This window comes from Paenibacillus tarimensis (genome assembly GCF_021532315.1).
GTDB classification, from domain to species: Bacteria; Bacillota; Bacilli; order Paenibacillales; family Paenibacillaceae; genus Paenibacillus_I; species Paenibacillus_I tarimensis.
In genome coordinates, this window is sequence record NZ_JAKGAO010000027.1 from 34,736 (window position 1) to 58,117 (window position 23,382).

At 52.8% G+C, this 23,382-nt stretch carries 25 protein-coding genes; 4 read left to right on the forward strand and 21 right to left on the reverse strand.

Annotated elements, in window-relative coordinates:
• Window positions 1-170 precede the first annotated feature (170 nt).
• The 5 genes from L1N82_RS20195 to L1N82_RS20215 form a co-directional block, all read right to left on the reverse strand.
• Complete coding sequence (locus L1N82_RS20195) at window positions 171-1,403, reverse strand: DUF4367 domain-containing protein (RefSeq protein ID WP_235289266.1); 1,233 nt, start codon at window positions 1,401-1,403, stop codon at window positions 171-173.
• Between the two features lie 115 nt (window positions 1,404-1,518).
• Window positions 1,519-2,103: a hypothetical protein gene (locus L1N82_RS20200; protein ID WP_235289267.1), complete on the reverse strand. Its 585-nt coding sequence runs from the start codon at window positions 2,101-2,103 to the stop codon at window positions 1,519-1,521.
• Window positions 2,104-2,242: 139 nt separating this feature from the next.
• Window positions 2,243-3,400 carry a PstS family phosphate ABC transporter substrate-binding protein gene (locus tag L1N82_RS20205; RefSeq protein WP_407946790.1) on the reverse strand — a complete coding sequence of 386 codons (1,158 nt, stop codon included), beginning with the start codon at window positions 3,398-3,400 and terminating at the stop codon, window positions 2,243-2,245.
• A gap of 224 nt (window positions 3,401-3,624) precedes the next feature.
• Window positions 3,625-4,434 (reverse strand): VLRF1 family aeRF1-type release factor, encoded by an 810-nt coding sequence (locus L1N82_RS20210; protein WP_235289269.1) that lies wholly within the window; start codon window positions 4,432-4,434, stop codon window positions 3,625-3,627.
• Between the two features lie 84 nt (window positions 4,435-4,518).
• Window positions 4,519-5,571: a CobW family GTP-binding protein gene (locus tag L1N82_RS20215; RefSeq protein ID WP_235289270.1), complete on the reverse strand. Its 1,053-nt coding sequence runs from the start codon at window positions 5,569-5,571 to the stop codon at window positions 4,519-4,521.
• Window positions 5,572-5,659: 88 nt separating this feature from the next.
• Here L1N82_RS20215 and L1N82_RS20220 point away from each other — a divergent pair, with 88 nt between their 5' ends.
• A complete protein-coding gene (locus L1N82_RS20220; protein ID WP_235289271.1) occupies window positions 5,660-6,196 on the forward strand; it encodes a DUF2062 domain-containing protein in 537 nt (178 codons plus the stop codon).
• A 121-nt stretch (window positions 6,197-6,317) separates the two neighbouring features.
• Here the strand turns inward: L1N82_RS20220 and nadE are convergent, their stop codons facing one another.
• The 7 genes from nadE to L1N82_RS20255 form a co-directional block, all read right to left on the reverse strand.
• Entirely contained in the window at window positions 6,318-7,127 is an 810-nt protein-coding gene (gene nadE / locus L1N82_RS20225; RefSeq protein ID WP_235289272.1) for an ammonia-dependent NAD(+) synthetase, read from the reverse strand.
• 16 nt (window positions 7,128-7,143) lie between these two features.
• Window positions 7,144-7,578, reverse strand: a complete 435-nt coding sequence (locus tag L1N82_RS20230) for a BrxA/BrxB family bacilliredoxin (RefSeq protein ID WP_235289273.1) — start codon at window positions 7,576-7,578, stop codon at window positions 7,144-7,146.
• A gap of 153 nt (window positions 7,579-7,731) precedes the next feature.
• Window positions 7,732-8,148 (reverse strand): DUF3905 domain-containing protein, encoded by a 417-nt coding sequence (locus L1N82_RS20235; RefSeq protein WP_235289274.1) that lies wholly within the window; start codon window positions 8,146-8,148, stop codon window positions 7,732-7,734.
• A 16-nt stretch (window positions 8,149-8,164) separates the two neighbouring features.
• Window positions 8,165-8,302, reverse strand: a complete 138-nt coding sequence (locus tag L1N82_RS20240) for a hypothetical protein (RefSeq protein ID WP_235289275.1) — start codon at window positions 8,300-8,302, stop codon at window positions 8,165-8,167.
• 58 nt (window positions 8,303-8,360) lie between these two features.
• On the reverse strand, window positions 8,361-10,046 hold the full coding sequence (locus L1N82_RS20245; protein ID WP_235289276.1) for an ATP-binding protein: 1,686 nt from the start codon (window positions 10,044-10,046) through the stop codon (window positions 8,361-8,363).
• Window positions 10,047-10,183: 137 nt separating this feature from the next.
• Window positions 10,184-11,047 (reverse strand): alpha/beta hydrolase, encoded by an 864-nt coding sequence (locus tag L1N82_RS20250; RefSeq protein WP_235289277.1) that lies wholly within the window; start codon window positions 11,045-11,047, stop codon window positions 10,184-10,186.
• 40 nt (window positions 11,048-11,087) lie between these two features.
• Entirely contained in the window at window positions 11,088-11,801 is a 714-nt protein-coding gene (locus L1N82_RS20255) for an HAD family hydrolase (protein ID WP_235289278.1), read from the reverse strand.
• Between the two features lie 149 nt (window positions 11,802-11,950).
• Between L1N82_RS20255 and L1N82_RS20260 the strand changes: the two genes are divergently transcribed.
• Window positions 11,951-13,222 (forward strand): BaiN/RdsA family NAD(P)/FAD-dependent oxidoreductase, encoded by a 1,272-nt coding sequence (locus tag L1N82_RS20260; RefSeq protein WP_235289279.1) that lies wholly within the window; start codon window positions 11,951-11,953, stop codon window positions 13,220-13,222.
• 69 nt (window positions 13,223-13,291) lie between these two features.
• Here the strand turns inward: L1N82_RS20260 and L1N82_RS20265 are convergent, their stop codons facing one another.
• Window positions 13,292-13,921, reverse strand: a complete 630-nt coding sequence (locus L1N82_RS20265; RefSeq protein WP_235289280.1) for a hypothetical protein — start codon at window positions 13,919-13,921, stop codon at window positions 13,292-13,294.
• 190 nt (window positions 13,922-14,111) lie between these two features.
• Window positions 14,112-14,531 (reverse strand): universal stress protein, encoded by a 420-nt coding sequence (locus L1N82_RS20270; protein ID WP_235289281.1) that lies wholly within the window; start codon window positions 14,529-14,531, stop codon window positions 14,112-14,114.
• 171 nt (window positions 14,532-14,702) lie between these two features.
• Between L1N82_RS20270 and L1N82_RS20275 the strand changes: the two genes are divergently transcribed.
• A complete protein-coding gene (locus L1N82_RS20275) occupies window positions 14,703-15,236 on the forward strand; it encodes an NUDIX hydrolase (protein WP_235289282.1) in 534 nt (177 codons plus the stop codon).
• Window positions 15,237-15,292: 56 nt separating this feature from the next.
• On the opposite strand, the gene L1N82_RS20280 is transcribed toward L1N82_RS20275, so the two are convergent.
• From L1N82_RS20280 to L1N82_RS20310, 7 genes are all read right to left on the reverse strand, one after another.
• A complete protein-coding gene (locus tag L1N82_RS20280) occupies window positions 15,293-15,694 on the reverse strand; it encodes a hypothetical protein (RefSeq protein WP_235289283.1) in 402 nt (133 codons plus the stop codon).
• 55 nt (window positions 15,695-15,749) lie between these two features.
• Entirely contained in the window at window positions 15,750-16,778 is a 1,029-nt protein-coding gene (locus L1N82_RS20285) for a hypothetical protein (RefSeq protein ID WP_235289284.1), read from the reverse strand.
• A gap of 54 nt (window positions 16,779-16,832) precedes the next feature.
• Window positions 16,833-18,077 carry an ABC transporter permease gene (locus tag L1N82_RS20290; protein WP_235289285.1) on the reverse strand — a complete coding sequence of 415 codons (1,245 nt, stop codon included), beginning with the start codon at window positions 18,075-18,077 and terminating at the stop codon, window positions 16,833-16,835.
• Window positions 18,078-18,090: 13 nt separating this feature from the next.
• Window positions 18,091-18,807 carry an ABC transporter ATP-binding protein gene (locus L1N82_RS20295; protein WP_235289286.1) on the reverse strand — a complete coding sequence of 239 codons (717 nt, stop codon included), beginning with the start codon at window positions 18,805-18,807 and terminating at the stop codon, window positions 18,091-18,093.
• 204 nt (window positions 18,808-19,011) lie between these two features.
• On the reverse strand, window positions 19,012-20,295 hold the full coding sequence (locus L1N82_RS20300; protein ID WP_407946794.1) for an MFS transporter: 1,284 nt from the start codon (window positions 20,293-20,295) through the stop codon (window positions 19,012-19,014).
• Between the two features lie 65 nt (window positions 20,296-20,360).
• Window positions 20,361-20,768, reverse strand: a complete 408-nt coding sequence (locus tag L1N82_RS20305) for a GIY-YIG nuclease family protein (RefSeq protein WP_235289288.1) — start codon at window positions 20,766-20,768, stop codon at window positions 20,361-20,363.
• 83 nt (window positions 20,769-20,851) lie between these two features.
• Window positions 20,852-21,619 carry a DUF2087 domain-containing protein gene (locus tag L1N82_RS20310; protein ID WP_235289289.1) on the reverse strand — a complete coding sequence of 256 codons (768 nt, stop codon included), beginning with the start codon at window positions 21,617-21,619 and terminating at the stop codon, window positions 20,852-20,854.
• A gap of 364 nt (window positions 21,620-21,983) precedes the next feature.
• Here L1N82_RS20310 and L1N82_RS20315 point away from each other — a divergent pair, with 364 nt between their 5' ends.
• Window positions 21,984-23,354 carry a stalk domain-containing protein gene (locus tag L1N82_RS20315; RefSeq protein WP_235289290.1) on the forward strand — a complete coding sequence of 457 codons (1,371 nt, stop codon included), beginning with the start codon at window positions 21,984-21,986 and terminating at the stop codon, window positions 23,352-23,354.
• The last annotated feature ends 28 nt before the right edge of the window (window positions 23,355-23,382 follow it).

The window sequence follows — 23,382 nt, forward strand, 5'->3', positions numbered from 1 at the left end:
TTCTCCTGTTCCATGAACCAATAGCATTATGGTAAACCGGGCGGGCTTACCCTGTCAATGAATGAATCCCTACCGATACGGAAAAAGCCCGGCAGCCAGCCAAAAAATAAAGAGGCCCGCAGGGTCCGCCTTACGCGGATCACCTGCAGGCCCCTCAGGGCACGCGGCTGTTATTTTCCCATTTCCTCCATAACTGACTGCGCTACCTTAAACATCTCGGCTTCCGGCAGGGTAGCCGTAGTCAGCCTGTACTCGTAACCATCATATGTCCATGCCAGCGTCCGCTGCTCCTCGCCAGCCAGAAGTCCCCAAGTATGCCCCAGATCAATCCATGTCCCCTTCGGGTGAAACACAGCCTCGTCCTCAGGCATAGACTGGATCAGCGTATAATCATAGGTTCCGCTATAGCGCTGCATCACGCCTTTGCTGCCGCCAATCGTAATATCGTTCATCTCATGAAGGGAAACTCCTTCAGGAAAATAGCTCGGCGCCATCGTGACAAAGTTCATCGGCACCTCTTCACCTGAGGAGGCAGCACCCTCATTCTGCTCCTCTCCCGGCTCTCCGCTGCCCGGTTCGGCTTCCTTGCCGGTGCCTTCGCCGTCTTCGCCTTCCACCGGCAGCTTGCCATCAGTCTGCTCATCCGGCTGCGCCCCGCTGTCCGGACTGTCGGTTCCAAGCCCTTCCTCATCGGCAGCCTCGCCCGGCTGAACGCCGGTCATGGCATCCTGATCCTCCTGCATGCCCTCGGCTTCGTCCTCCACTCCGCCCTGTGCACCCATGTTCGCTTTCATATCGAACGCGTTCTTATCGAAGGTGACGTCAAATTCAAAGCTCTTAAAATCCACTTCGACCATAACCTTGGCATTGGCATCACTTACTTCCACATGCTTCGGCTTGTAATCCGTCTTATCCAGCCAGATCTTCTGCCGCGCAAGCGATGCATTCTGATAGTTGGCCATCACATCAAAAACATACGATTCCTCATCCATAACAAACTGGCGCTGATTGTCCTTCAATATGCTCTGGACGAGCGTCTGATATAAGTAAACCTGCCCCTGGTCCTGCGGCCAGTCGCTTTGGAACCGGAAGCTCTTGTTCAGCTTCGGGGTCAGCACGAACACGCCATCATCATTGCGAAGCACCACTTGTGTAATATCCTTCTTCTCATTCGTTAAGGCAATTCTGTAATACTGAGGCTGCTGATACCATACCTCTACCTGGTAGTTAAGCGGCTGCTGGCCGGTATGCAGCGTCATTGTACCGCTTCCCCGGTAGCTCTTCATGCTGCCCATCACTTTATCCAAATCCTTCACAACCGCTTCCGCATCCTTTGTCCCGCATCCCGCAACCAATACCGAGAAGCATACAATGATGGCCGCAAGCCACTTCATGCGACGCATGAGATCATCCCCTCTTCACAATGTTTTTCCAACTGATAACATGTCTATGAGGGAACTTGACCAATTATGCGGACTGGTTTGACAAGCGTGACGAGCCGGATACGTTTCACCTCTGTCATCCCATCTCGTAAACCAGCAGATTACGATACGGGTAACGGCTGAAGGAATACTGAAATAGCAACGCGAGGCCCATATCCTGGATCGTGACCGATCTTAATGCCGGCGTAGGCACTATACTGCGTACCATGCTGTTCACCGCACGCTTGTCACCAAGCCGGATGGCCTTGGCGAGAGCGGCAGCATAGGACCTGCTCGCCGCCAGCTTGCGGTAGAAGGGCAGGACAGCTCTGGCTAATGAGCGGTGCACCCTCGTCTGAAAGGTAAATTGAACAGTACCGGGCGGAATCGTTATTCCGTTCGTCAAGAGCGCTATAGAGTCACCTACAGGAAACGAGATAAAATATCCGATCCCGTTCGTTCCAAGACCCTGTTTCGCCGCTGCCGGCGACACGAGCTTAAGCAGCTCTTCAAGCCGTACCAAATCAGGCCGGGCAATAGCCTTGGACCACCTTCGGGCATAACGTTCGCTGCTTGCAATCGCACGGTAAAAGGGCACCATAGCGGCTGCCGCCTTACGCAGCGGGACCGAGCTCAGCCGCCGTCTGCGGCGGGCACGGCAGTTTCCTTTTTCAGCTGCCATACATTTCACCTGCTTCCTTACCAGTCTTGACCTGGCAAGTATTTGGTTACAGTGTATGGCGGAACCTCCTGTACGTGTGCGGGCCCTCCCGTGCCAAGCTGTTCATCCCGGCCAAAAGGTGCGCCTGCCTCCCTTTGCATCAATGTCCGGCCAGCGGTGTGTAGCCGGTTTTGTGAACGAGCTCCTGCCCTTGTGGAGACAAAATCCAATCGATTAAGAGATCAATATTAGGATTGTCCGAACCTGCCGTAACCGCATAAAAGGGCTTAGCCAGCGGATACTCCCCGCTTCGAATCGTCTCGCGCGACGGGTTAACCCCGTCGACTGCCAGCAGCCGGATGTCTCCATTGGAAGCCATCTCGGTCGCGTAGAACAAGAAGGAATAGCCAATGGCATTCGGATAATTGCGGTAATCGGCCGTCTGCGTGATAATCTCTCCCATCCCGCCCGCAACGTCCTCAGTCGGCGGTTCCTCGATGGGAGTTCCATCCATAAAGGCTGTCAGCATAGTCTGGCTGCCGCTGTTCTTCGGCCTTTGAAAAGCACGTATTCTGCTGCTGTCTCCGCCCACCTTCGACCAGTTATTTACCTTTCCTGAGTATATATCTCGAAGCTGTGAGCTCGACAAGCCTTTTACAGGATTATCTGCATGGACAAAAAAGACAAAAGCCTCCTTTCCAATAGGCGTGAGTTTCAACTCCACCCCCTTCTCTGCCGCTGTAGCCAGCTGCTCCTTAGACGGCTGAGCTGCAAATACAATATCAACCTTCCCTTCAATTAGGCGTTTATAGGCCTGACTGGTCGTTGTGGAGGTGACAATACTGTCATACGGCTTATATTCCCCCTCAGGGTATACTGCCTGAACAAAAGCCGCATAGAGCGGGTAGAGCGCCGTTGCACCATCAAGGCGCGGCAGCTGTTCGTGAAGTTTAAGCTCCGGCCGTTCAGCCAGCCGGGCGACCTTGCTGCCCTCCACAAAGGGAGCATATCGGTCAAGTATCAGGGAATCCTCATTAATTGTTGGTATACTACGTATATACTGGCTGCGGAGCTCATAGGCAACTGCCGCTGTCATGAACAGCAGCAGGGACACCAATACAATTTGCCAGAAACGCCGTCTTCCCGTCCTTCCAAAACACTTCCACAAGACCATCACAGCCGCCCAGCCTGCCACAACCATACAGAAGGGACGGTAAAATACTGCACCTGGCATGAAACTAATGATTAACGTTGCAATGAAGCCAGCCCCAATGACCAGAATCAGTAAAAAAAGCACTTTACCTGTCTTCCAAATCATTTCCATATCCCCTCCATTAATAGGCCAAATCAACCCGGCTGCCTGCTCACCTCCATTATAGGGGCCTATTCAGGACCCGTCCCTTAAATTCACCTAAAAAAAGAAGCTGCCACCCCGTCTTTCGGGTAACAGCTTCATCTCTATAGATAAACAACCTTAGCATGTAGAGGAGTTAGCCTTATCGACATCAAACTTGTAAACGCTTGCTCAATAGCTTGCTGTGATCACCGCAGGTTAGAGTGAACCTCCTGCAGCAACTGGGCGGAAGGCATGCCATTAAAGTTCTTCGGGATAATTCGTTGACGGGACTTGGTGTTCAACATCCCAACCAGGTCACTCGTCACATCCGGTTCACCAGTCAGAATGATTTCCTTCCACTTCTGTTTACGGGTATGAGACTCTAGTACAGGAACGAAATCCTTCAGCCAGCGCTGACGGTTCACATCCAGCTTTTTGTCGTATTGATCCCTGTGATTAGCGCTCGAAGCCAGGATCCCTGCATGTCCGAGGCCTTTCTTCTGCCTCCACCGATCCTGCTGAATATCCCATTCATAATGCCATTCATCCACAATCTCACCTAGAGAAGTCGAAATGACCGACACGCCGTCGCTCCCGGCCTGCACAAGGCCGGCTGGCGGATAGGTCTTCATCATCTCCTGCAGCTCCTGCATATGAGGACGGTCCTCCCAGTAGAACGCGTCCGGCGTAGGCACCTGCACCGTTTCCACCACCGTGAATTGTCCTGAGGAGCAGGCAAAGAGCAGCAGGCCTTTCTTCAGGTCGCCGCGCATTTCCTCCACGGCATGCTCTACAGACGGGCGGAGATGGTCGAACATTTTCACCTGCTCTTCGCCGCCTTCAGCTTCCGCATACTCACGCAGACGCTTCATTCCGCTCTTGAACTTGATCTTCCATGACTGAGGACGGTTCCGGTCCGGTTCCGTGTTCAGATACAGACTGAGAACACGGTGTCCGGATTCAGCACAATAGTCTTCCAGCTCTTTCACATGTCGTTCTAATCTCAAAAAAGACATAGGATGGAACACCTCCTTGCTTTCCCTGTACCCGTCCCCCGTCATGATGAAACGATAATCAGCCGCATCCGTGTGCCCCGCCGCTCATCCTTCCAGCTTAGCCAGTTCCTCCAGCAGCGCCCCCCGTGAGAAATGCTCTCCAATAAATACTGCCACATCATGGACCGTGCCCTGCGGGGTGATTTTAATAAAATCAGACTCGCGGAAAGCATACTGAAACAGGAACCGGCTTGGGGTGTCCCGGAATGTCAGAACTCCCTTGGCCCGGTATATATTCTCGGGAAGCTTCTGCAGAAAAAGTTCAAATGCTTTGCTGTCCACCGGCCGATGAAAATAGTAGGTAACCGCCATAACATGATCATGGCTCTCGTGCTTGGAAGCCTGATGTGACTCTGATTCGTCATAATGATGACCGCAGTTCTGTGAATGCTCATGAAGCTCTCCATTATTCCGCGCTGAACCGGCATGTCCAGCCGCAGTCCGTGTGGCCGGAGGCACTGCATCTGCAAGCTGCCCGAGATCAACTGCGCAGCGAACCGTCGCCGTGAGGAGCGCATGCGAATTCCACTCCCGGACTGTCTGCTCCGCCAGCACCAGTTCTTCCGGTTCCAGCTTGTCAGCCTTATTAAGAATCAATCTTGTCGCACAGCGGATTTGCTCCCGCATCAGCTTGTAGGTACGGTCCTTGGGGCGCTTTTGCCTGTCGATTAGCGCCGGCCCGTCCACGACTGTAATGATGGAGCGAAGCTCGGTCCGGGTATACATTGCCGCTTCGGTCACGCCGTCAATAATTTCAAGCGGGTTGGCAGCGCCCGTCGATTCAATCAGAATGACATCAGGATTATGTTCATCAATCAAAGCCTTTATCTCGAGCGTCAAATCTCCGCGGATCGTACAACAGATGCAGCCGCCCAGCATTTCAGTCATGGCAACATCACTGTCCAATATCTGGCCATCAAGATTGACTTCTCCGAGTTCATTCATTACGATGGCCGGCTTGTACCCCATTTCCCGGTAATACTCGGTCATTCGGGTCAGCAGCGTCGTTTTGCCGCTGCCAAGAAATCCGCTTAAGATATGTACGGGTATAAGCTTTTCTGCTGTTTTATGCTCAGTCACGCCGTTCAACCTCTCCATCATGTAAAGTTTGTTTAAAGTTTCGGTATTTTGCTGCAGAATCATGTAGAATGATAGGAAGAATATTAGGAATGGAGTAATACCCCGCATGAAGCTCACTAAACGCGCTAAGTACTATATGATCCAACTATTCCGTCAAAATAAAGGCCCTCATGCCGTCTCACTAGGCTTCATTGTCGGCTTCTTTCCGTGCTGGTACCCTACATTCGGTATCGGACCCGCATTGTCAGTCGGGCTCGCCAAGCTGCTAAGAGGCAATGTGCCGACTGCTTTGATCGCCGCGGCGATCGGCTCCGTCGCCTGGCCTCTGCTATTTTTCCTGAACGTCCAGAGCGGACCTCTGGTACGCGGCCTGTTTTCTACAGCTCCTCTGGAGGAAGCGGTCAACAGCCCGGCCGCTGAGCCTGCATACAGCGGAGTATTCGGTCCGCTTATTAACGGAGTGCTGCACTGGATCCGCAAGGTTGGCCTTGATATCTTCATTGGAGGCACCTTAAACAGTGTTATCTTCTCGGTGATCGGATATTTCATTCTGAGGGTCATCTTCTCCAAATACCGGTTGAAAATCCTCAATAAATTAAGAGGCAAGCGCAAAGCCGGCACTGTCCGGGCCAACCAGACTTAGCCTTATGTATAGTTTACGGCTTGAACAAATCACCCGGCGGAGCACAAGCAAGGCTCACTCCCCTCGCCTGCCGCAATAACGCAAACAGCCCCTGCGAAGGGGCTGTTTGCTGTTCCATGATCTAAATACCTGGTATCGGCTCACGCTTATGGGCCGTAATCAGGTACTTCTTCTCCAGCTTCTCACGGATGGCAGGGTCAATTTCCTTGCCTTCCAAGTAGTCGCTGTTATCATCATACTTAATGCCAAGCTCGCCCTCGTCTGTCTGGCCTTCCCACAGCCCTGCGGTCGGTGCCTTGTCCAATATGGACTGCGGCACGCCAAGCGCAGCGGCAAGCTGTCTGACCTGACGCTTATTGAGCGAGCTCAGCGGCGTAATATCTACAGCCCCGTCGCCCCACTTCGTGTAAAAACCGGTTACGGCTTCGGATGCATGGTCTGTTCCAACAACGAGCAGGTTCAGGTCAAATGCCAGCGCATATTGGACTACCATCCGCATGCGCGCCTTCACATTCCCCTTGCTCTCACGGCTGATGTGACGCGGATTCCCCATGTTCTTGTAGGCATGCTCCACCTCAAGGGCCACTTCGTTAACGGCATCCTCAATATTCGTCTCAGCCTGGTATTTCAGATCGAACGCCTTGGCTACTGCATAGCTGTCGGCAATATCCGATTGTTCACCATAAGGCTGGTACACACCCAGCGTGATGTACTCCTTGCCGCTCTCCTGTGAAAGCTCATCGGTCGCAAGCTTGCACAAGCCTGCTGCAACCGCGCTGTCAATTCCGCCGCTGATCGCGATCAGCAGCCCCGAAGTGTTCGAGCCTTTCACGTAATCCTTCAGAAAGTCCACCCGTTTGCGAATTTCTTCATCGACATTAATCTCGGGCTTAACGCCCAGCTTGGCAATAATCTCCTGCTGCAAGCTCATGTCCGTTCCCCTCCCCTTATCGGCAGAATCGGTCAAAGGCACCTGTTAAGTCCGCGGCAATCTCCTGAGCCGAGCGGTTCTCGATCTGGTGGCGTTCAATAAAATAGACCAGTTCTCCGTCCTTCATCAGTGCAATGGATGGTGAAGAAGGCGGGTATGGCGCGAAATACTCACGTGCCTTGGCCGTTGCTTCCTTATCTTGACCGGCGAATACGGTAAACAGATGATCAGGCGTAATATCATGCTTCAGGGCTTCCGCTACGCCTGGACGGCATTGGCCTGCTGCACAGCCGCACACGGAATTTACGACTACAAGCGCCGTGCCCTTGGCATTGGGCAGCTTCTCCTCCACTTCCTCCGGCGTACGCAGCTCCTGGATGCCAAGACGCGTCAAATCCTCACGCATCGGCTGTACCATATCCATCATGTATCGTTCAAATGACATCGACATACGTAAATCACTCCTCTACCCCTATCGGATTTGGTTCTATTATACATTCGGATATAAGTGAAAAGCAAAGCTGCACGCCGTCACCTTTTATTTAACCTTATATATAGAGAAACAACCGGAGCGCTGCTCCCGGTTGTTTGTCACACCTCATATCTAGCCCTTAGACTCCAGCTCCGGATGGAATGCCTCATAAGAAGTACTCAGCTCCGGATGCATATAAATACCCGATTGAGGCCGTATCCCTTTCTCGAACAGCTGCCGGTTTTCCTCTGTCCGGAAACCGATATCCTTAAACGGATGAACCCATTCCTCACCGCTCATCACAGCTGGGTCTGTATCCGAAGACCAGTTATGGAGCGGGGATTGAGGGGAATCATAGTCATGGTCGCCGATTACGACACCCTGAGAATTGAGGAACGGGCCGCGGGGACCGCGGTTCTGCCTGAATTCGGGCAAGAAGTCAATCTCGTACGGATCGAGCTCGGGATCATCCTTTAAAGTGCTGTTCTGTCCGGCAGCCGCTTCCTCAGCAGCAGCCGGAGAGGTATTACGTTTATGATTCCCTGGCATTTCAGGTAACCTCCCGTCAAACAGACGGACGGTTCGGTCCATCCAGCTTCTTGTCGAATGCGGGATTTTCAGGCTGGACGGACTGGTTGCCGCGGCTGCCGGTTTTACTTGGACCCTTGTATTTTTCCGAGTCGCGCTCACGATTCTTGGACATGTACACCGCCTCCTTCCGAGGCTAGTATATGCAGTGTCAGACCGCACTATTCTGTATGTTATCCTGCTTGCTGCGGTATAGGATCACTCCCGGCTTCCCTCCGGAAGGTTACAATAAAGGTTGTCCCCTTACCCTCTTCCGACTCCACCCTAATGGAGCCGCTGTGCCTCTCCGCTATACTCAGGCATAAGGGCAGGCCAAGACCGGTTCCCCGCGACTTAGTTGTATAAAAGGGCTCAAAGAGCCTCTCAAGCTGATCGGCCGGGATACCCGCGCCATTATCCTCGACGTAAAGCTCCACTGTATCGTCTGTGCAGCCGGTACGGATAACCAGCTTGCCCTTCTCGTCCATGGCTTCCATGCCGTTGCGGGCAAGATTGAGAATTAACTGCTTGATTTCCTTTTCATTCATTTCCATGGGCGGCATATCGCTGCACAGATCAAGCTCAATGACTTGTCCCCTCAGATTGGCATCCGCCCAGAGCAGAGGACTGAGCATATTCAGCACGTCGTGAAGCGATTGACTTTCCTTCTCGATAACACGATTCTGGGCAAGAGACAGAAAATCATTAATTATGCTGTTAGCACGGTCCAGTTCATCCATAATGATCCTGTAGTACTCATGCTGCCCTTCTGCACTACGTTCTTGCATAAGCTGTACGAATCCGCGGATAACAGCCATCGGGTTGCGAATTTCGTGTGTAATGCTGGCGGCCATCTGCCCCACGAGGCTGAGCCTCTCCACACGGGTTATCTCGTCCTTGAGATGGCTCACTTCCGTAATATCGTGAATAATGACCGCGGCCCCAATAATATCGCGGCTGACGTCATCCCGGATATTAAATGCCGTCCTCACAAGCACCCGCTGCTCTTCCCGCGTAATATCCGGGGCCAGCGTGCGTCCCTCCAGCACCTCAAGCAACAGGCCCCGCACCGGGGAAGCCTCTTCCCTGAAGTCCATATCACCAACCATACCGCCAATCAGTGACGCCCGTCCATGGCTTGCCGGATCTTCGCTTATATAACGGACAGCTTGTTCGTTAATATGCGTTATAGTTCCTGCTTGGTCCACAATAATTACACCCAACGGCGTCAGATCAATGAACTGCTGCAGCTTTTGTACTTCATTGCGGTAATCCTGCGATACCACCGTAAGCCGGTGGTGCATTCTCTGTTTTTCTATTGTACCTTCAATGAGCAGGATAGCGGCCCACAGCAAGGCGGCCGAACCCGCCGTGTGCAGCACGGTTGTCATAACAGCAGCTGCTGTGAAGCCTGTGTAGAAGACGTGCTCAAGCAGAATAACTGAAGCAATTTTCAAAAAAATCATGAAACTTACTGCCGCTATAGCCCGCAGTCGGGTCGTTCGATCATGCTGCTCAAACCGTCTTCTGCCAAACATCAGCATAGGGATCAGAAGAACTGTAAAAATCGTCATTTCGAGAGCGTCCCCGAAGCCTGTCAGCTGGGGTGTCCACAATGCTGCATACATGACTGTCAGCAGTACAGTGCCTGCGGGTCCCCCGTAGAGAGCTCCAATTACATAAGGAATAGAACGGTTGTCCACTCCCAGACCATATTCAATATCTTTGGAAAAGTGCGCACACAGGATAAGCGTCAGTATGGAGAATAACGCCAGGAAAACCGGGATACCCTTTCGTCTTCCAGGTCGGTCGTACCAGATCTGAAACGCAAAAACAGGAACAAGAGATAAAAACATTTGCAACAGGATATGTTCCAGCACGGATTTCAGCTCTCCCCCATTCCACAAGCCTTACTACTTCCGATTAAAGCATATACACCCATATATTACAATCCAGAGGTATTATCCTTAAGCCTATATATAGCTTCAAAAAAAGCAGGCTGGAAGCCCTGTCGCTTCTAGCCCACCCTATTAGCCGAATGTACATGCCGGTTCAGCCACTCAATCAGGATGCCGGTAAAACGCTCATGCTCTTCGTCGTGATGAAGCTCGTGATAGCCGCCTTCGAGCGGAACAAACTGACATTCACACTCAACCCTTCCCGCCGCCTCGTGACTCGCGGCATAGGATGTAATCGTATCGGCCGTACCGTGAAAATGCAGCAGAGGCACCTTCAGCTCAGACATGGAAGAGATGGAGCGGCGTCCTTCCTCGGTCAGGGAGAAATACAAGGCCGCTGAAATCCGGTTGTGCAGCAGCTTATCCTCCCAATCCTTCATAAGCTGATTATCGTTGCGGTACAAGGCACCCGCTTCAAGCTGGGTAGACAGAGTCAGGGACGGCAGCAGTCGGGCCAGCACCTGTCCGAGCATGACCTTATGGCGGGGAGGCTCGAACCCCAGCCTTAGCCACGGACTGGAGAGCACCAGCCCGGCTATGGAAGGACGGTAGCGGAGGGCGCAGCTCAGCGCCACATTCCCTCCCATACTGTGGCCATACAGGAAGACCGGCAGCCCCTTATGCAGCGCTTGTGTATATTCAATCGACTTGGCTGCATCCTCAGCGAGCCTCAGCACCGACTCCGCGTGCCCCCTCTTGCCGGGTGTGCAGCCATGTCCCCGCTGGTCAGGCGCAAGGATGGCATAGCCTTGCCCCGCCAGCCGCCCGGCAAGCTCTTCATAACGCCCGCCATGCTCACCCATGCCATGAAGCAGGCAGATGGCGCCCACCGCCTCACGGTCAGCCGGAGAATAATGTGTCGCGTGCAGCTCCAGACCGTCTGACATTGCCAGCTTGATTGTGTCTAACTGCATGGCCTGCATCTGTCACTCCTCCTCATCACAGCAATGTATTGATTGGTGTCTAACGGTCTGCCAGCAGCTCCTCAAGCTCTGCCAGGTCCGTAATAACCGCGGCCGGCTTCGGTTCAGCTGGCTGCGGCAGCCCCTTGCGGTTCATCCAGACGGCCTGCATTCCCTGCCGGATCGGGCCTTCCACATCGTTCTGCCACGAGTCACCGACGAACAGCACCTCCTCCGGCCGGACGCCGAATGCTCTGGCAGGAATCAGGTATGAATCCGGGGTTGGCTTGGCCGCCCCCATCGCATCCGAGATGAATACATTCTCTTGTGTAAACAACATATCGAGTCCCATCCGGTTCAGCTTGTTGAACTGATCCTCAGTTGTTCCATTGGTCACAATCCCAAGCGGATAAGCCGCTGCGAGCCGCTGCAGTCTGGCAATGAGGGACGTGTCGTACGGAATATGAGGCGCCCGTGCAGACCAGTACCAACGTTCAAAAGCATCCGCCTCCTCACGGCCTGTAGCCACACCAACCGCGGCTAAAGTATCAATGAACCGAAGCCTGCGGAATTCGCTGCCGTCCAGCCGGCCTTCCAGCCATTCAATATGAAAGAGCTCGTCCTTCTCCAGGAAAACCGGGAACAGAACCTCCAGGTCGATATCCGCCGTCAGCGGGAAAGTCCGTAAGGCCTCCCGCATGCTAACCGTCCAATAATCGTCGAAATGAAGCAGTGTGTCGTCCAAATCAAATAGGATGATGCGTACTGGTTTCATTGGCCACCTCTTCTGGTTCGTCTGTTATTATTATTTATCAGGAAGCCCCCTTATGGCAAATTCTGGTCCACCCTCGCCGGGAGCGAGTTGTCTTAATTCCGATCCTAATGGTATTATCTGCATGACTCTAATGAAAAGGAAGATGACAGTTGCATTACGACGTGATCGTGATTGGCGGAGGCTCTTCCGGGCTCATGGCATGCGTCTCGGCAAGCAGGCTTGGAGCCAAGGTTCTGCTCGTGGATAAAGGGGACAAGCTGGGACGAAAGCTCGGCATATCGGGCGGAGGCCGCTGCAATGTGACGAATGCCAAGGAGCTGGATGAGCTCATTAAACATATACCCGGCAACGGCCGTTTTCTCCATAGTGCGCTAGCAGTGTTCAGCAACAGGGATATTGTGGATTTCTTCGAGGGAATGGGAATCAGGCTGAAGGAGGAGGACAACGGCAGAATGTTCCCGGTGTCCGACAAAGCGAAGACTGTTGTTGATGCTCTGGTTAACAAGGTCCGCTCGCAGAAGGTCGAAATCAGGGTAAACTCCCCTGTAGAAGATGTCCTGTTCCGCGACAGGCGGGTAGCCGGCATCCGGCTCAAGAGTGGAGAGACTTTCACATGCGGGGCTGTCATTATTGCAGTCGGGGGCAAATCGGTGCCGCATACCGGATCAACCGGTGACGGCTACGTATGGGCTGAGAAGGCGGGACATACAATCACGGAGCTGTATCCGACAGAGGTTCCATTAACCTCCAGCGAGCCCTTCATCCGCAGTAAGGAGCTTCAGGGCTTGTCACTGCGTGATGTGACCCTTACGGTCTGGAATCCCAAGGGCAAGCTCGTCATTAAGCATGAAGGCGACATGATTTTTACCCATTTCGGAATTTCGGGCCCCATCGTCCTGCGCTGCAGCCAATTCGTTGTGAAGGTACGCAAGCAGTTCAAGGTGCCGACCGTAACGCTTACAATTGACCTTAAACCGCAGCAGGGAGTCGACGAAGTCTATTCCCATACCTACGGGCTGTGCCGGGCCGAGCCGAAGAAGACGGTCAAGAATGTGCTCAAAGCCTACCTGCCCGAGCGAATGCTTCCTCTCATTTTAAAACTTGCAGGCGTGAAAGAGGACATCACCTACGATAATATCCCCAAGCAGGCTTGGAATGAGCTGGCGAAGTTAATCAAAGCGTTCCCAGTGGAGATTAACGGAACCTTATCCATCGAGGAAGCCTTCGTAACCGGCGGCGGTGTCAATATTAAGGAGGTAGATCCGAGAACCATGCAGTCCAAACTAATGGACGGACTCTACTTTTGCGGTGAGGTGCTCGACATTCACGGCTACACGGGAGGCTACAACATTACAGCCGCCTTCTCCACCGGCTTCATGGCCGGCCAATGCGCCGCTGAGCGGGTCAAGGGCCTGCATTAAGAATGAAGGGATGTCCCGGAAGTCATATGACTTCGGGCCATCCCTTTAGAAAGACTACAAACATCTTCGTTAATTTGGATTTTCAATTTCAACACTGACCACTGTTTTCCATGTCTCTGGCAGATGACATTGCATTGCTGGTGTAAGATAGATTTCTTTGCGATCCCCTATAATCTGATACCCTTCTCCGCCGGTGTAATGTTCTATTTCCTGGTAAGTCAATACAGTGTCACAGTAATGTCCCACGTGAAGTTTCTGGGCACAGAGTATGGAATCGACTTCTATTAACTTAGTTTCTGGAATTGCTTGTCCACGCAGGTTCCTCTCAACTTTAGCTCTTGCTTCTTCATACATACAAAGAGTAATACAATCAGGAACTTGCATCATATAAGTAACGGAATACTGATTGCAATCATTTAGCCCGTGCCAGATAATCTCATGTGGCATTAATTTAAATTGATAGCCCAATCTATTTTTTGTAATCTGCTTTAATTGATTAACGACTTTGACTACAATCCATTGTTCATCTATTGGTTCTGGATGTCCAGCCCAATTCATATGGAAAGCTGTGTTCATTTGCTGCGACACATATTGCATTTTAGGAATTTGCTGAATTCTTACGTCTCCTGGTTTTAGCGCGTAAACTTGAGGGATAATCTTGCGATGATCATATATATTTTTTCTAATTTTAGTCTCCAAGGTTTATCTCCCCCTGAATTGAAAATGTTAACCGCAGAAGCAAAATAGAACTGCTGAGCGGTATTTAACATTATACCAAACAGACGAGCGTTAACTAGCATATTTTTCCTAGATTTCCAAACAGCAAGTCGAGCCTCCTTATAGGACGGCCCCTCTCTGTTATTCGCAACGCTGCTTATTATACCAGTCATTATTTAACGATCATAACCGGACAGTTGGCACGCTTGGCAACCTTGTGACTGACACTTCCTAGAACAAGCTCCTGCAGGGCGTTCAGCCCTCTGCTTCCTAGGACGATAAGATCCGCCTCGTTCTCATTGGCATACTTCACAATAGCCGGTCCCGGCTCCCCGTGCAGGATTCTGGTCACATAGCTCACACCCGCCTGAACCGCCTTCGCTTCCACCGCCGCAACACGCTGCTTCCGGATATCGCCCCGGTCCAGCGCATTCCAATGGTGAATCACATCTGACTTCGCATGCTCGGCATCAAACACGTATAAGATCTCCAGCACCGCCGCCGGATTGGCGGAAGCCACAGTCACCGCATGGTCTGCCGCACGCAGCGAGTGTTCGGAACCATCCGCCGCTATAAGAATTTTCTTGTACATATTTGTTCCTCCCTCCGGAAGTTGGCAAGAAGTATACCCTATACTTATAATACACGTATTAGACACGTTTCCAAAAGGGCGTCTGCGCTAGCTTCCTGCCTGACCTGGCTGCTGTGCAGAGCCCGGTTATCGTGTGATAAAACCAGTTGGTACTCGAAAGGCGGTACATGCATGAGACTAATCAAAGAGTTTATTCATAAAGACCTGACGAGCTTGGATGGAATGGTCTTCCACCGCCGGGCGGCCAGAGGGATTATACTCCGCGGCAGCGACATTCTCCTGCTGTATACCAAGCGGTATAATGATTACAGCTTCCCCGGCGGCGGCCTGGAGGCCGACGAAGATCTCATAGCCGGGTTGGAACGGGAAATCGCCGAGGAGACTGGAGCCAGCGGCATTAGCATCCTGCAGGAGTTCGGAATGACTGAAGAGTATAGACCTTATCATAAACCGGGTTACGATCTTGTCCACATGCTGTCCTATTATTATGTCTGTAAGGCAGATGAGCGGCTTGGCGAAGTCCGGATGGAAGACTATGAGGTGGCTAACGGGATGTCCGCGGTCTGGATCCCGGTTAATGATGCGATTGAGCACAACCGTATGGTAATGAAGAATAAAGAATCCTCCATGGGCCTCTCTATCGAGAGGGAAACCTGCGTGCTCGAGCTGGTTGCCAAGGAGCTTCTCCACTCGCCTGCTCCTTGACCATCTTCTTGTTAACCGCTACAGATTCACAAGAAAAAAACGCCAAAGCGTACAAGCTACGCTCTGACGTCTCCCGAGAAGAAACCGTATTCTCCGCCATCCGGGTCAAAATCCGTGTCCTCGGCCGCACCGCTCTGATTGCGGAGCTCTTCATTGCCTGGCGTGTCGCCGGCATAAGCTTCGGTCCAATCTTCATTCACTGTATGGGCGGGTATTGGAATGGCATCTATATCATAAGCTGTTTCTATGACCGTATTGTCCCGGATCGCTGCCTGTCCGCACAGCTGGCCGCCATGTGCCATAGCAATCTCCAATGCCGAGGTGAGATCACCCTGCTGGATATGAACATGGACGCGCTCCTCCTCACGCACTGGGGAATACCCCAGCTCCTGCAGAGTGGCATACGCCATCGATGCCTCGCTGCTGCTTACAAACGAGAATTGTACTGCATGGTCCATCGTACCTGCCTCCCTTCCGGGTAAAGTCATACTTCCTATACATACCATACCCTTATTACAGATAAATCATGCTTGTACCGCCATCACGCTCTCCTCCTGCGCACCGCCAGGCCTTCGTCGATCCGCCGCCCACTTTAATGCCGCCCAGCCAGCGGACCGGCCAGCGCCCGTCACGCAGCACATCCGCCTGGCCGGTAAGCACTCTCGCGCCGTAGGATGTCATCGTAATAAGCCTGCTGTCGTAATCGGGCGGCTCCACCGCGCGGCAGCCAGGATATGCATGGTGATAGTGGATGACGATCAGACCCGCCGCCTCCATCCTCCGCAGGTATCCGTCATACGCCAGCTCACCCAGTCCGTACAACGGATAAGCACGTTTAATCTTGTTCAGCAGCTCGTCAGGCCGGGCCGGCCCTATGCTGAGCTGGAGCATGGTTTCGCGCTCTACTGAGCCAAGGCCGCTGCGCAGAGAAGGGAAGCGCCGGAGATGGAAGCGCATCGCCTCCAGCATGACACGGCTCGGCTCCCCGGGTGCCGGCCTCGTAAGCCACTGCTCCAGCCATTGCGGATCCTCCGAAGAGAACCCGATCCATCCTTCTGCGGCAAATTGCAGCTGGTTCTCCTCCACAATTCGCCGCGCCGACCATAATTCTGCCAGCCGCTGGGGGTCCTGATTCCCAAGCGGCTCTCTATTCTGGCTTTCCCAGCTGTAAGGTGGCGCAATCCACTCCAGGCTCCCGATTGACTTGCCGGAGGCCTGCCGCTGCAGGAACCAGTACAGCAAAGCAGCCATTATCGTCTGGTCATATAAATCACCGTCAAACCACAAAACGATGGTTTCCCTGGCCTCCGCAGCCTCCTCGAGACGCTTCAGCTGATTGCTGGCTATCTGTATGAATGCCTTCCTTGGAAGGCCCAGTGTCTCCTCAATATAGGTTGCGCGTTCCTCAATGACAGCCGGCTTGTACCAAGCTGTCCGAACCGGCCCTTCTGTCATGAATTCACGCCAGACTTGCACATCACCTTTGAGCCCTGCCCGGCCAAGAAGCATTGCCGTATGATCCGTGCTTGTCAGATGCAGCAATCCGGTCACCGCCTTTCGGTCAATATTCAGGCAGCCGCAAGGCTGCCTTTGTCGTTACTCTTTATTAGTAACCGGGTCCATGATGGTGTTAAGCAGCTTATTCGAAACCCACCAGTACAAAATGCCTGCCGGCACCATAAGAACGGTCATCATCAGGCCGCCCAGCAGCCAGCCCGTCAGCATGAACAGCCAGATGACACCCGGCAGAAGCAGCAGCCAGCCCGATAGCGAGGCACCCTTGCGCAGCGCTTCATCCTCCCATTTAAACTGGATAAGGAAAGGCTCCTTCGCCCACTCCTTCCATTGCTGATGAAGCCAGCTTGCAGCCAGCAGCGGCAAAGTCACGGCCAGCAATAGACCTAGCCAGCCGGGTGAGGCCAGAGTGGCAACCGTTGAAACGGAGAAGAAACTGACCCAAAGTCTGACATGCGCAAACTTCCGAAGGAAAGCTTTTATCCGCATCTCCGCCAGCATTGTCCCGGCGTCTGACTTCCTGAATATACGTCCGGAGCGGCGAAAGACAAGCGGCCTATCCAGCTTAACAAGCGGCTTCTTCTCCATAACCGGTGTAAGCAGGATCTCTGTCACGGCAGCCGAGGCTTTACGTTCCTGCTCCACATCGGCTGCGAAGGTCCCCTGCATCCGCAGCTTTCGCCTGAACAGGCCAGCCCCGGCAGCAGCCGCTGCCGCTGCCGCGGCGAGCAGCCAGACCGGTTCCTGCAGCAGCAGCAGGGCAGCTGTCATATAGACGGCAGAGGTAAGCAGCGAAAGCAGCAGTTCCATTCCCAGCTTCTGCAGTCCCTTCCACCTGCCATACAGCATATTCTGTATTACCCCGATTCCAAACTTCATGACCAAAGTAAACAGGCCCAGTACAAAAATGGTATAAGAGTTTAATCCCATGCTCTTAACCAGAAGGAGCAGCAGCAAGCCGCAGAGCAGCGCCGTACCAACCGTATGCTTCAGTAATGTATACAAAGCACCGTACCGGATTAAGCTTCTCAGCCACTCCTTGCGCTGCAGCAGAAAGAGCATATCAGCCTCATACAAAAACACACGCAGCCCGCCGCTGAGCGCATAGAACAGCAGAGGCAGAAGCACAACCCACTCCGGAAGCCACATCAGCCAGGACGGCTCCTCACGCCACCATTCCAGATAGGTGCCCCCTGCGATCCAGATTCCCGGCACCAGAAAGTAAACCCAAACCGTCCAATCAAGTGCCAGCTTCCAAGCCTTGAAGCTCTTGATCCAGCTGCCGGTCAGCCGTGAGCGGAATAATCCCCACTTCGTCCACTTCATTCTCCCCGCCCCCTCATGTCAAGGCGTGAAAGCAGTCGAATAAAGTGGCATCAGACGGACATTCCGCCTGCTCCCGGATCATGGGCAGCGTCCCTTCTGCCATAACCGAGCCCTGGTCCAGCAGGATGAACCGGTCGCAAATCCGCTCTGCCGTATCCAGCACATGAGTGGACATCAGAATGCCTGCTCCCCGCTGCCTCTCCACAGCAAGCAGGTCAAGAAGATCCTTCGTAGCCCTAGGATCTAGACCTATGAAGGGCTCGTCTACGATATAAATATCCGGCTCCAGTATAAAACCGATGATTAGCATCAGCTTCTGCTGCATACCCTTCGAGAAGGTAACCGGCAGCTCGTGCTTGACCTTCGCAAGCCGGAATTTATCCAGCAGACTGTCTGCCCGGCTGGTGAAGGTTTGCTCATCAATACCGAAAGCGGAGGCCGCCAGCCGCAGATGCTCCCACAGCGTAAAGGATTCATACATAACCGGCTGCTCCGGTACATAAGCATATCTTCCTGATGCACCGAGAGCGACCTGGCCTTCCAAGTGTTTGATGAGCCCCAATATGGTCTTGATCGTTGTGCTCTTGCCCGCACCATTGGGCCCAATAAGGCCAACAAGCTCTCCTGCCTGAACGTCAAAGGCTATATTCCGGATAACCGGCGTCTTTGCATCATAGCCTGCCTCCCGGATATCGACGTACAGCCTGCCGCTTTTACTGTCTGTTTCCATCCCTAAGCCTCCTACCGGAACAAATTGCTCCATTATATCCATTATATATGAGGTAATACGGACAGCCCTCACAAAGGATACGCATTTTCTTCAGGAACGCCGGAATATAAAAAGCTGCCCAGTCAGGAGGGCAGCTTTATGGGTACATTACCTGCAACAATCTACAGCGCGCCGCAAATCAAAACGGGCTGAAGGAACCGGCCTTCAGTGAGGCGACAGTACGGCAGCCGCTGAGGCCTCCTCTTTGACAGGCGGCTTGTGCTTGAACAGCGGCAGCAGCGATATGGAGCCCAGCAGCATAAGGGTTCCGGAAATCGTATAGATCGTCACGAGCGGAATCTCCCGCTTCATTAGACCCGCAGCAGACATCATGATGACCATCATGCCGACGAACATCGGACTCATCACGCCATTCACACGGCCGACAATCGAGTCATCCGACCATTGGATGACCATGGTGCTGATGGCGATCTGGATCGCCGGGAAAGCAAGCCCGCTGAAGAACTGCAGCGTAAGCGTCAGCGGCACGCTTGTCGAAAATCCCGTCCCTGTAATGCACAGAGCACTGACCAGCATGCCGGCAGCCAGCATGCGCTGAGGAGGGATTTTCTTGGCGGCTGCGGCGATCACACCCCCGCCGACTAGCATGGCGATTCCATTGATCATCAGCATAAACTGCAGAAATTCCTTTGGCTTGTTCAAATTTTCCGTCACAACGAAGATGCTAAGCGTCTGGGCAATTCCGACGGATAAACCCGCAAGCGCGAATGAGAGGGCAAGCACCTTCAGTACAGGACTGCGCCATACATAGCTAAAGCCTTCTGCCAGCTCTCCCCGCAGCCGGCCTCTAGCCTGGGTCTGTCCCGGCTGTACTTGGTCCGAGGCTTGCTCAACCGGCTGTTCGGGTATTTCGGGCAGCCGGAACAGCACGGCCGCTGACAGCAGGAAAGCGACACCCATAATGGCAATAGATATCTCTATGCCGTACGTGTTGTAGGCATAGACGCCCAGACTTGGGCCGGCCACCATAAAGATGGCAACCATCGACTGAAAGAATGCCATCGCTTGCTGCAGCTGCTCCGGAGGCACATGGGTCTTGAACATCCGGAGTGCCGAAGGCTGCGAGAACTGGGAGAGAATCGCCGATACAAAGGTTGCAAAGTAGACCGCCTGCCACGCCTCCAATACCATGGTGAGCAGCACAACAAAGACGGATACAGCAGACAGCATATCGCACCAGATCATCGTGCGCTTCGGCCGCCAGCGGTCGGCAAACACGCCCCCAATAAATGAAAAGATAAAGATCGGCGCGAACTCCGCGACCAAAATAAGCGAGACGGCAACAGGGTCCTCATTTGTCTTCTCCGTCACATACATCAGTACCGCGAAATTACGGACCCAGATTCCAATCTGCAGCAGCAGATTGGATAACAATATCGTCTGAACGAAACGGTTTGCGAACAAGCCCTGCCTGCGTTCTGCTTTTATCGTTGACACTTATCTATCCCCTCCGGGTTACGGAGCCGCCAACTGCCGGCACGCCCCCATGATCATTACTTGCTCCGGTTGTATCCATACGGCTCACGAGAGCCGTTCCGATCCGCCCAGGCTGCCTCCAGTTTCTCGAGCTGTCTGCGGTAATCACGCATAATGTCCGTGCGTAGGCCCTCCGGCGTTATCACATCCTTATAATCCATTCTGATCGAATCATCAAGCTTCAAAACCTCGACAATCTCAAAACGGAAGGCATGTTCTCCATAACGCTTCCAATCATCCTGCAGCGCTTTGTTCTTATGGCCGCCCATGTTCAGCTCAAATCTCTCCCGTCCCTCGGCCGCGGGAAGGTTAAGGCTCCACGCCACGTACTGCTTGCCATTCTCCGTATTGGTAAACGTATAGATTCCCATCTCCCGCTTCCGGTCCTGGTACTGTCTGACTAAATCTTTACGGTTCTGTTCCACTCACGTATCCCTCCTAGTATTCGCCGGGCTGAGCAGGCCGCTGATAGGATCAACCGCCCGCTCCCCATGAATTCCCCGCCTGCCTACAGCTTCAGCCAATAGGCACTGCCATCGCTTTCCCGGTCCATAAAGCCATACTCAATCAGATAACGGCGAAGCGTGACATAATCAGCCTCATACACCTGCTTAAGCACATCGTTAACCTCCTGCTCACTGTACCGCTGCCGGGGCTTGAACCGTCCTGCGACATGCTTCAGGATCGCTATTTTCCGCTTCTCCTTGCGGGGGAAGTTCGTTAACCTCCCCTCCGGTCCATCAGGGAAAAATTTACGAATCAGGCTGTCGTACTCCTCTTCCGTAATCGCATACCGCTCATCCACCTGGGTAGCCGTCCGATGGATCGGCATAAAACGCGGTGCCCCTCCCTGTGCAGCTTGATCCATAAGCTCCATGATCGCGAGGAAGAGCTTTGCCTGTTTTGCCCTCTCCTTGAGGGCAAAACGGTGGTTGCGTATTGTCGAGGCACTTCCGGCGCTCGTGCGCTTGACGATTTCCGCATCAGCAAGTCCGGCTGCAAAATAATCAATCAATTCCTTCTGCAGGTCGGTCAGACCAGTCGCCTTCTTATCGAGACTGAGCAGATAAGCAAGCATTGAGCCATGAAGATGCTCCATATGCACAGCCACCATACGTCTCGCTTCGTAAAAAGCCTGCTCATGTTCATATACACGCCCATCTTCGTACCTCTCTCCACAGACGAGACAGAAGTAAGCAGCCGATTGCGGGTCCCATATATATCCCCGCTTCAATTCATCCAAGCCAGCACTCCAAAAACGATTATCTACATCCATAGACCAATCACCGCCAAAATTCGTTTGCTGTTTCTGTAGATAATATAACATTACGTTTGTTAATTGGTCAATCGACGAATCAGCAACCAGCCTGGGTAATTTACATTTTACACGGCCTATTTACTGGTCCCAGCAGGGTCCCGCCTTACGGGACAATAGAACGTTTACAATTAGTTAGTTTTTCCAAAATATCCGGTTAACACATCGCTGTTACTATTGCTTTCGAACTAGTAAACAAGCTTGTGAGCATCTTGACCGTTCTAGGGGGGATTAAGCCTGTCGAATCGCCGACGCGGGCTGTCGGCAGAGCGATCATGCTTTTTAGAGAAAAACAAATTTGAGTATGAAGGGTGAACAGAAGCTAATGACGATGAAAAAGACGATTGCGGTCACAATGATAGCCGCGGCAATCAGTACGGCAGCCGCGAGTGGTGCTTATGCAGCTCCGGCTCCAGCAGCGGCTGTGCAGATTGTACAAGGAACTCTAAACGTCAATGGTGTGGACACACAAGTACGGACAATTGTTAGCGGCTCCGTTCAACTGATCGCTGTACGTGACCTCGCATTATCGCTCGGGGCTGAGCTGGGTCATAACGGCAGCAGCTACTATTTGAAGCTGAACGACAGCATCGTGGAATTCAAAGCGGACTCCAAGCAGATTACGGTGAACGGCTCCGCTCAGCAGCTTTCCTTGCCTGTGCTGAAAGTTCAGGGTGTCAATTACATCGATTCCGCTGTCGTATCCTCCCTTGGCGCAACCGTAGATGCGGATGGCGGCATTATCACCATCAACCTGCTGGAAGCAATTGATTCCGCCCAATGGATCGGCAAGGGCAAGCTGCTTGCTTCTACTTATGGCGAAGCTGGCCGCACCGACTATATCGTTGATTCTAAGACTGGAAAACATGAAGTGCTGCTCGTATCCATGGACACTTCCGATCTCGCAATCGCACCAGATGGCGCACGTGCTGCATACGTAGACGGAGAAGGATTCGTTCATATTCTTGATCTGGCTTCCAAGCAAGATTCTAAGCTGGGTGAAGATAACTCCATCAAGAGCGAGCTTCAGTGGTCTGCCGACGGTAAGGCACTGTACTTCCTGCAGGGTGACAAGAGCTCTGTCGTAGCCAAGATTAGCGCAGCTGACGGCACGGTAACCAAACTGCTCGAAGACAAGGTCGATTATAAGAGCAACCTGCGTGTTGAGGGCGGGACCATAGCTTACACGGTCGTTAAGACCGGTAAAGTAACAGCCGATGACAAGAAGCCGGTAGAAGAAGACGCTATTTCGATCGATATGACGGGTACTGAGCCGCAGGTGTACTTCTACAATGTATACCAAGGCGACAACAAGCCCGTACAGCTCACCACCTCTACAGAGGACAAGATTTTCCTTGAGCTGTCGCCGTACGGTACTGCCTACTACGTAAGTGTACCGGAGGAAGGCCGCGCAACCGTCGCTTCAGTAAATAAGGAGAAGCAGACAGCAATTGCAGTTGCAGAGGGCGATGTGATGCAGGCTGTCAAGCACAAGGAAAAGCTGTATGTTCTGACCGCAGGCGAGACGAATAATCTCGTGTATCAAATTGACCTTTCAACCGGCAGCAAGAAGCTGATCAACACCTTATCCGATAGCGTAACCTCCATTTTACCGTATGGAAATCAGCTGGCTCTAATCGAGGACGGTATTCTATACACGTTCGTGGGCGGCAGCTGGAAGGCAATCACCCGTTAATAATCATTTGAGAATAATAGGAATTACA

Excerpts from the sequence above, each read along its gene's own strand:
- L1N82_RS20195 (WP_235289266.1), bottom strand. The coding sequence starts at position 1,403 with ATGCGTCGCATGAAGTGGCTTGCGGCCATCATTGTATGCTTCTCGGTA.
- L1N82_RS20200 (WP_235289267.1), bottom strand. The coding sequence starts at position 2,103 with ATGGCAGCTGAAAAAGGAAACTGCCGTGCCCGCCGCAGACGGCGGCTG.
- L1N82_RS20205 (WP_407946790.1), bottom strand. The coding sequence starts at position 3,400 with ATGATTTGGAAGACAGGTAAAGTGCTTTTTTTACTGATTCTGGTCATT.
- L1N82_RS20210 (WP_235289269.1), bottom strand. The coding sequence starts at position 4,434 with ATGTCTTTTTTGAGATTAGAACGACATGTGAAAGAGCTGGAAGACTAT.
- L1N82_RS20215 (WP_235289270.1), bottom strand. The coding sequence starts at position 5,571 with ATGGAGAGGTTGAACGGCGTGACTGAGCATAAAACAGCAGAAAAGCTT.
- L1N82_RS20220 (WP_235289271.1), top strand. The coding sequence starts at position 5,660 with ATGAAGCTCACTAAACGCGCTAAGTACTATATGATCCAACTATTCCGT.
- nadE (WP_235289272.1), bottom strand. The coding sequence starts at position 7,127 with ATGAGCTTGCAGCAGGAGATTATTGCCAAGCTGGGCGTTAAGCCCGAG.
- L1N82_RS20230 (WP_235289273.1), bottom strand. The coding sequence starts at position 7,578 with ATGTCGATGTCATTTGAACGATACATGATGGATATGGTACAGCCGATG.
- L1N82_RS20235 (WP_235289274.1), bottom strand. The coding sequence starts at position 8,148 with ATGCCAGGGAATCATAAACGTAATACCTCTCCGGCTGCTGCTGAGGAA.
- L1N82_RS20240 (WP_235289275.1), bottom strand. The coding sequence starts at position 8,302 with ATGTCCAAGAATCGTGAGCGCGACTCGGAAAAATACAAGGGTCCAAGT.
- L1N82_RS20250 (WP_235289277.1), bottom strand. The coding sequence starts at position 11,047 with ATGCAGGCCATGCAGTTAGACACAATCAAGCTGGCAATGTCAGACGGT.
- L1N82_RS20255 (WP_235289278.1), bottom strand. The coding sequence starts at position 11,801 with ATGAAACCAGTACGCATCATCCTATTTGATTTGGACGACACACTGCTT.
- L1N82_RS20270 (WP_235289281.1), bottom strand. The coding sequence starts at position 14,531 with ATGTACAAGAAAATTCTTATAGCGGCGGATGGTTCCGAACACTCGCTG.
- L1N82_RS20275 (WP_235289282.1), top strand. The coding sequence starts at position 14,703 with ATGAGACTAATCAAAGAGTTTATTCATAAAGACCTGACGAGCTTGGAT.
- L1N82_RS20280 (WP_235289283.1), bottom strand. The coding sequence starts at position 15,694 with ATGGACCATGCAGTACAATTCTCGTTTGTAAGCAGCAGCGAGGCATCG.
- L1N82_RS20290 (WP_235289285.1), bottom strand. The coding sequence starts at position 18,077 with ATGAAGTGGACGAAGTGGGGATTATTCCGCTCACGGCTGACCGGCAGC.
- L1N82_RS20295 (WP_235289286.1), bottom strand. The coding sequence starts at position 18,807 with ATGGAAACAGACAGTAAAAGCGGCAGGCTGTACGTCGATATCCGGGAG.
- L1N82_RS20310 (WP_235289289.1), bottom strand. The coding sequence starts at position 21,619 with ATGGATGTAGATAATCGTTTTTGGAGTGCTGGCTTGGATGAATTGAAG.
- L1N82_RS20315 (WP_235289290.1), top strand. The coding sequence starts at position 21,984 with ATGACGATGAAAAAGACGATTGCGGTCACAATGATAGCCGCGGCAATC.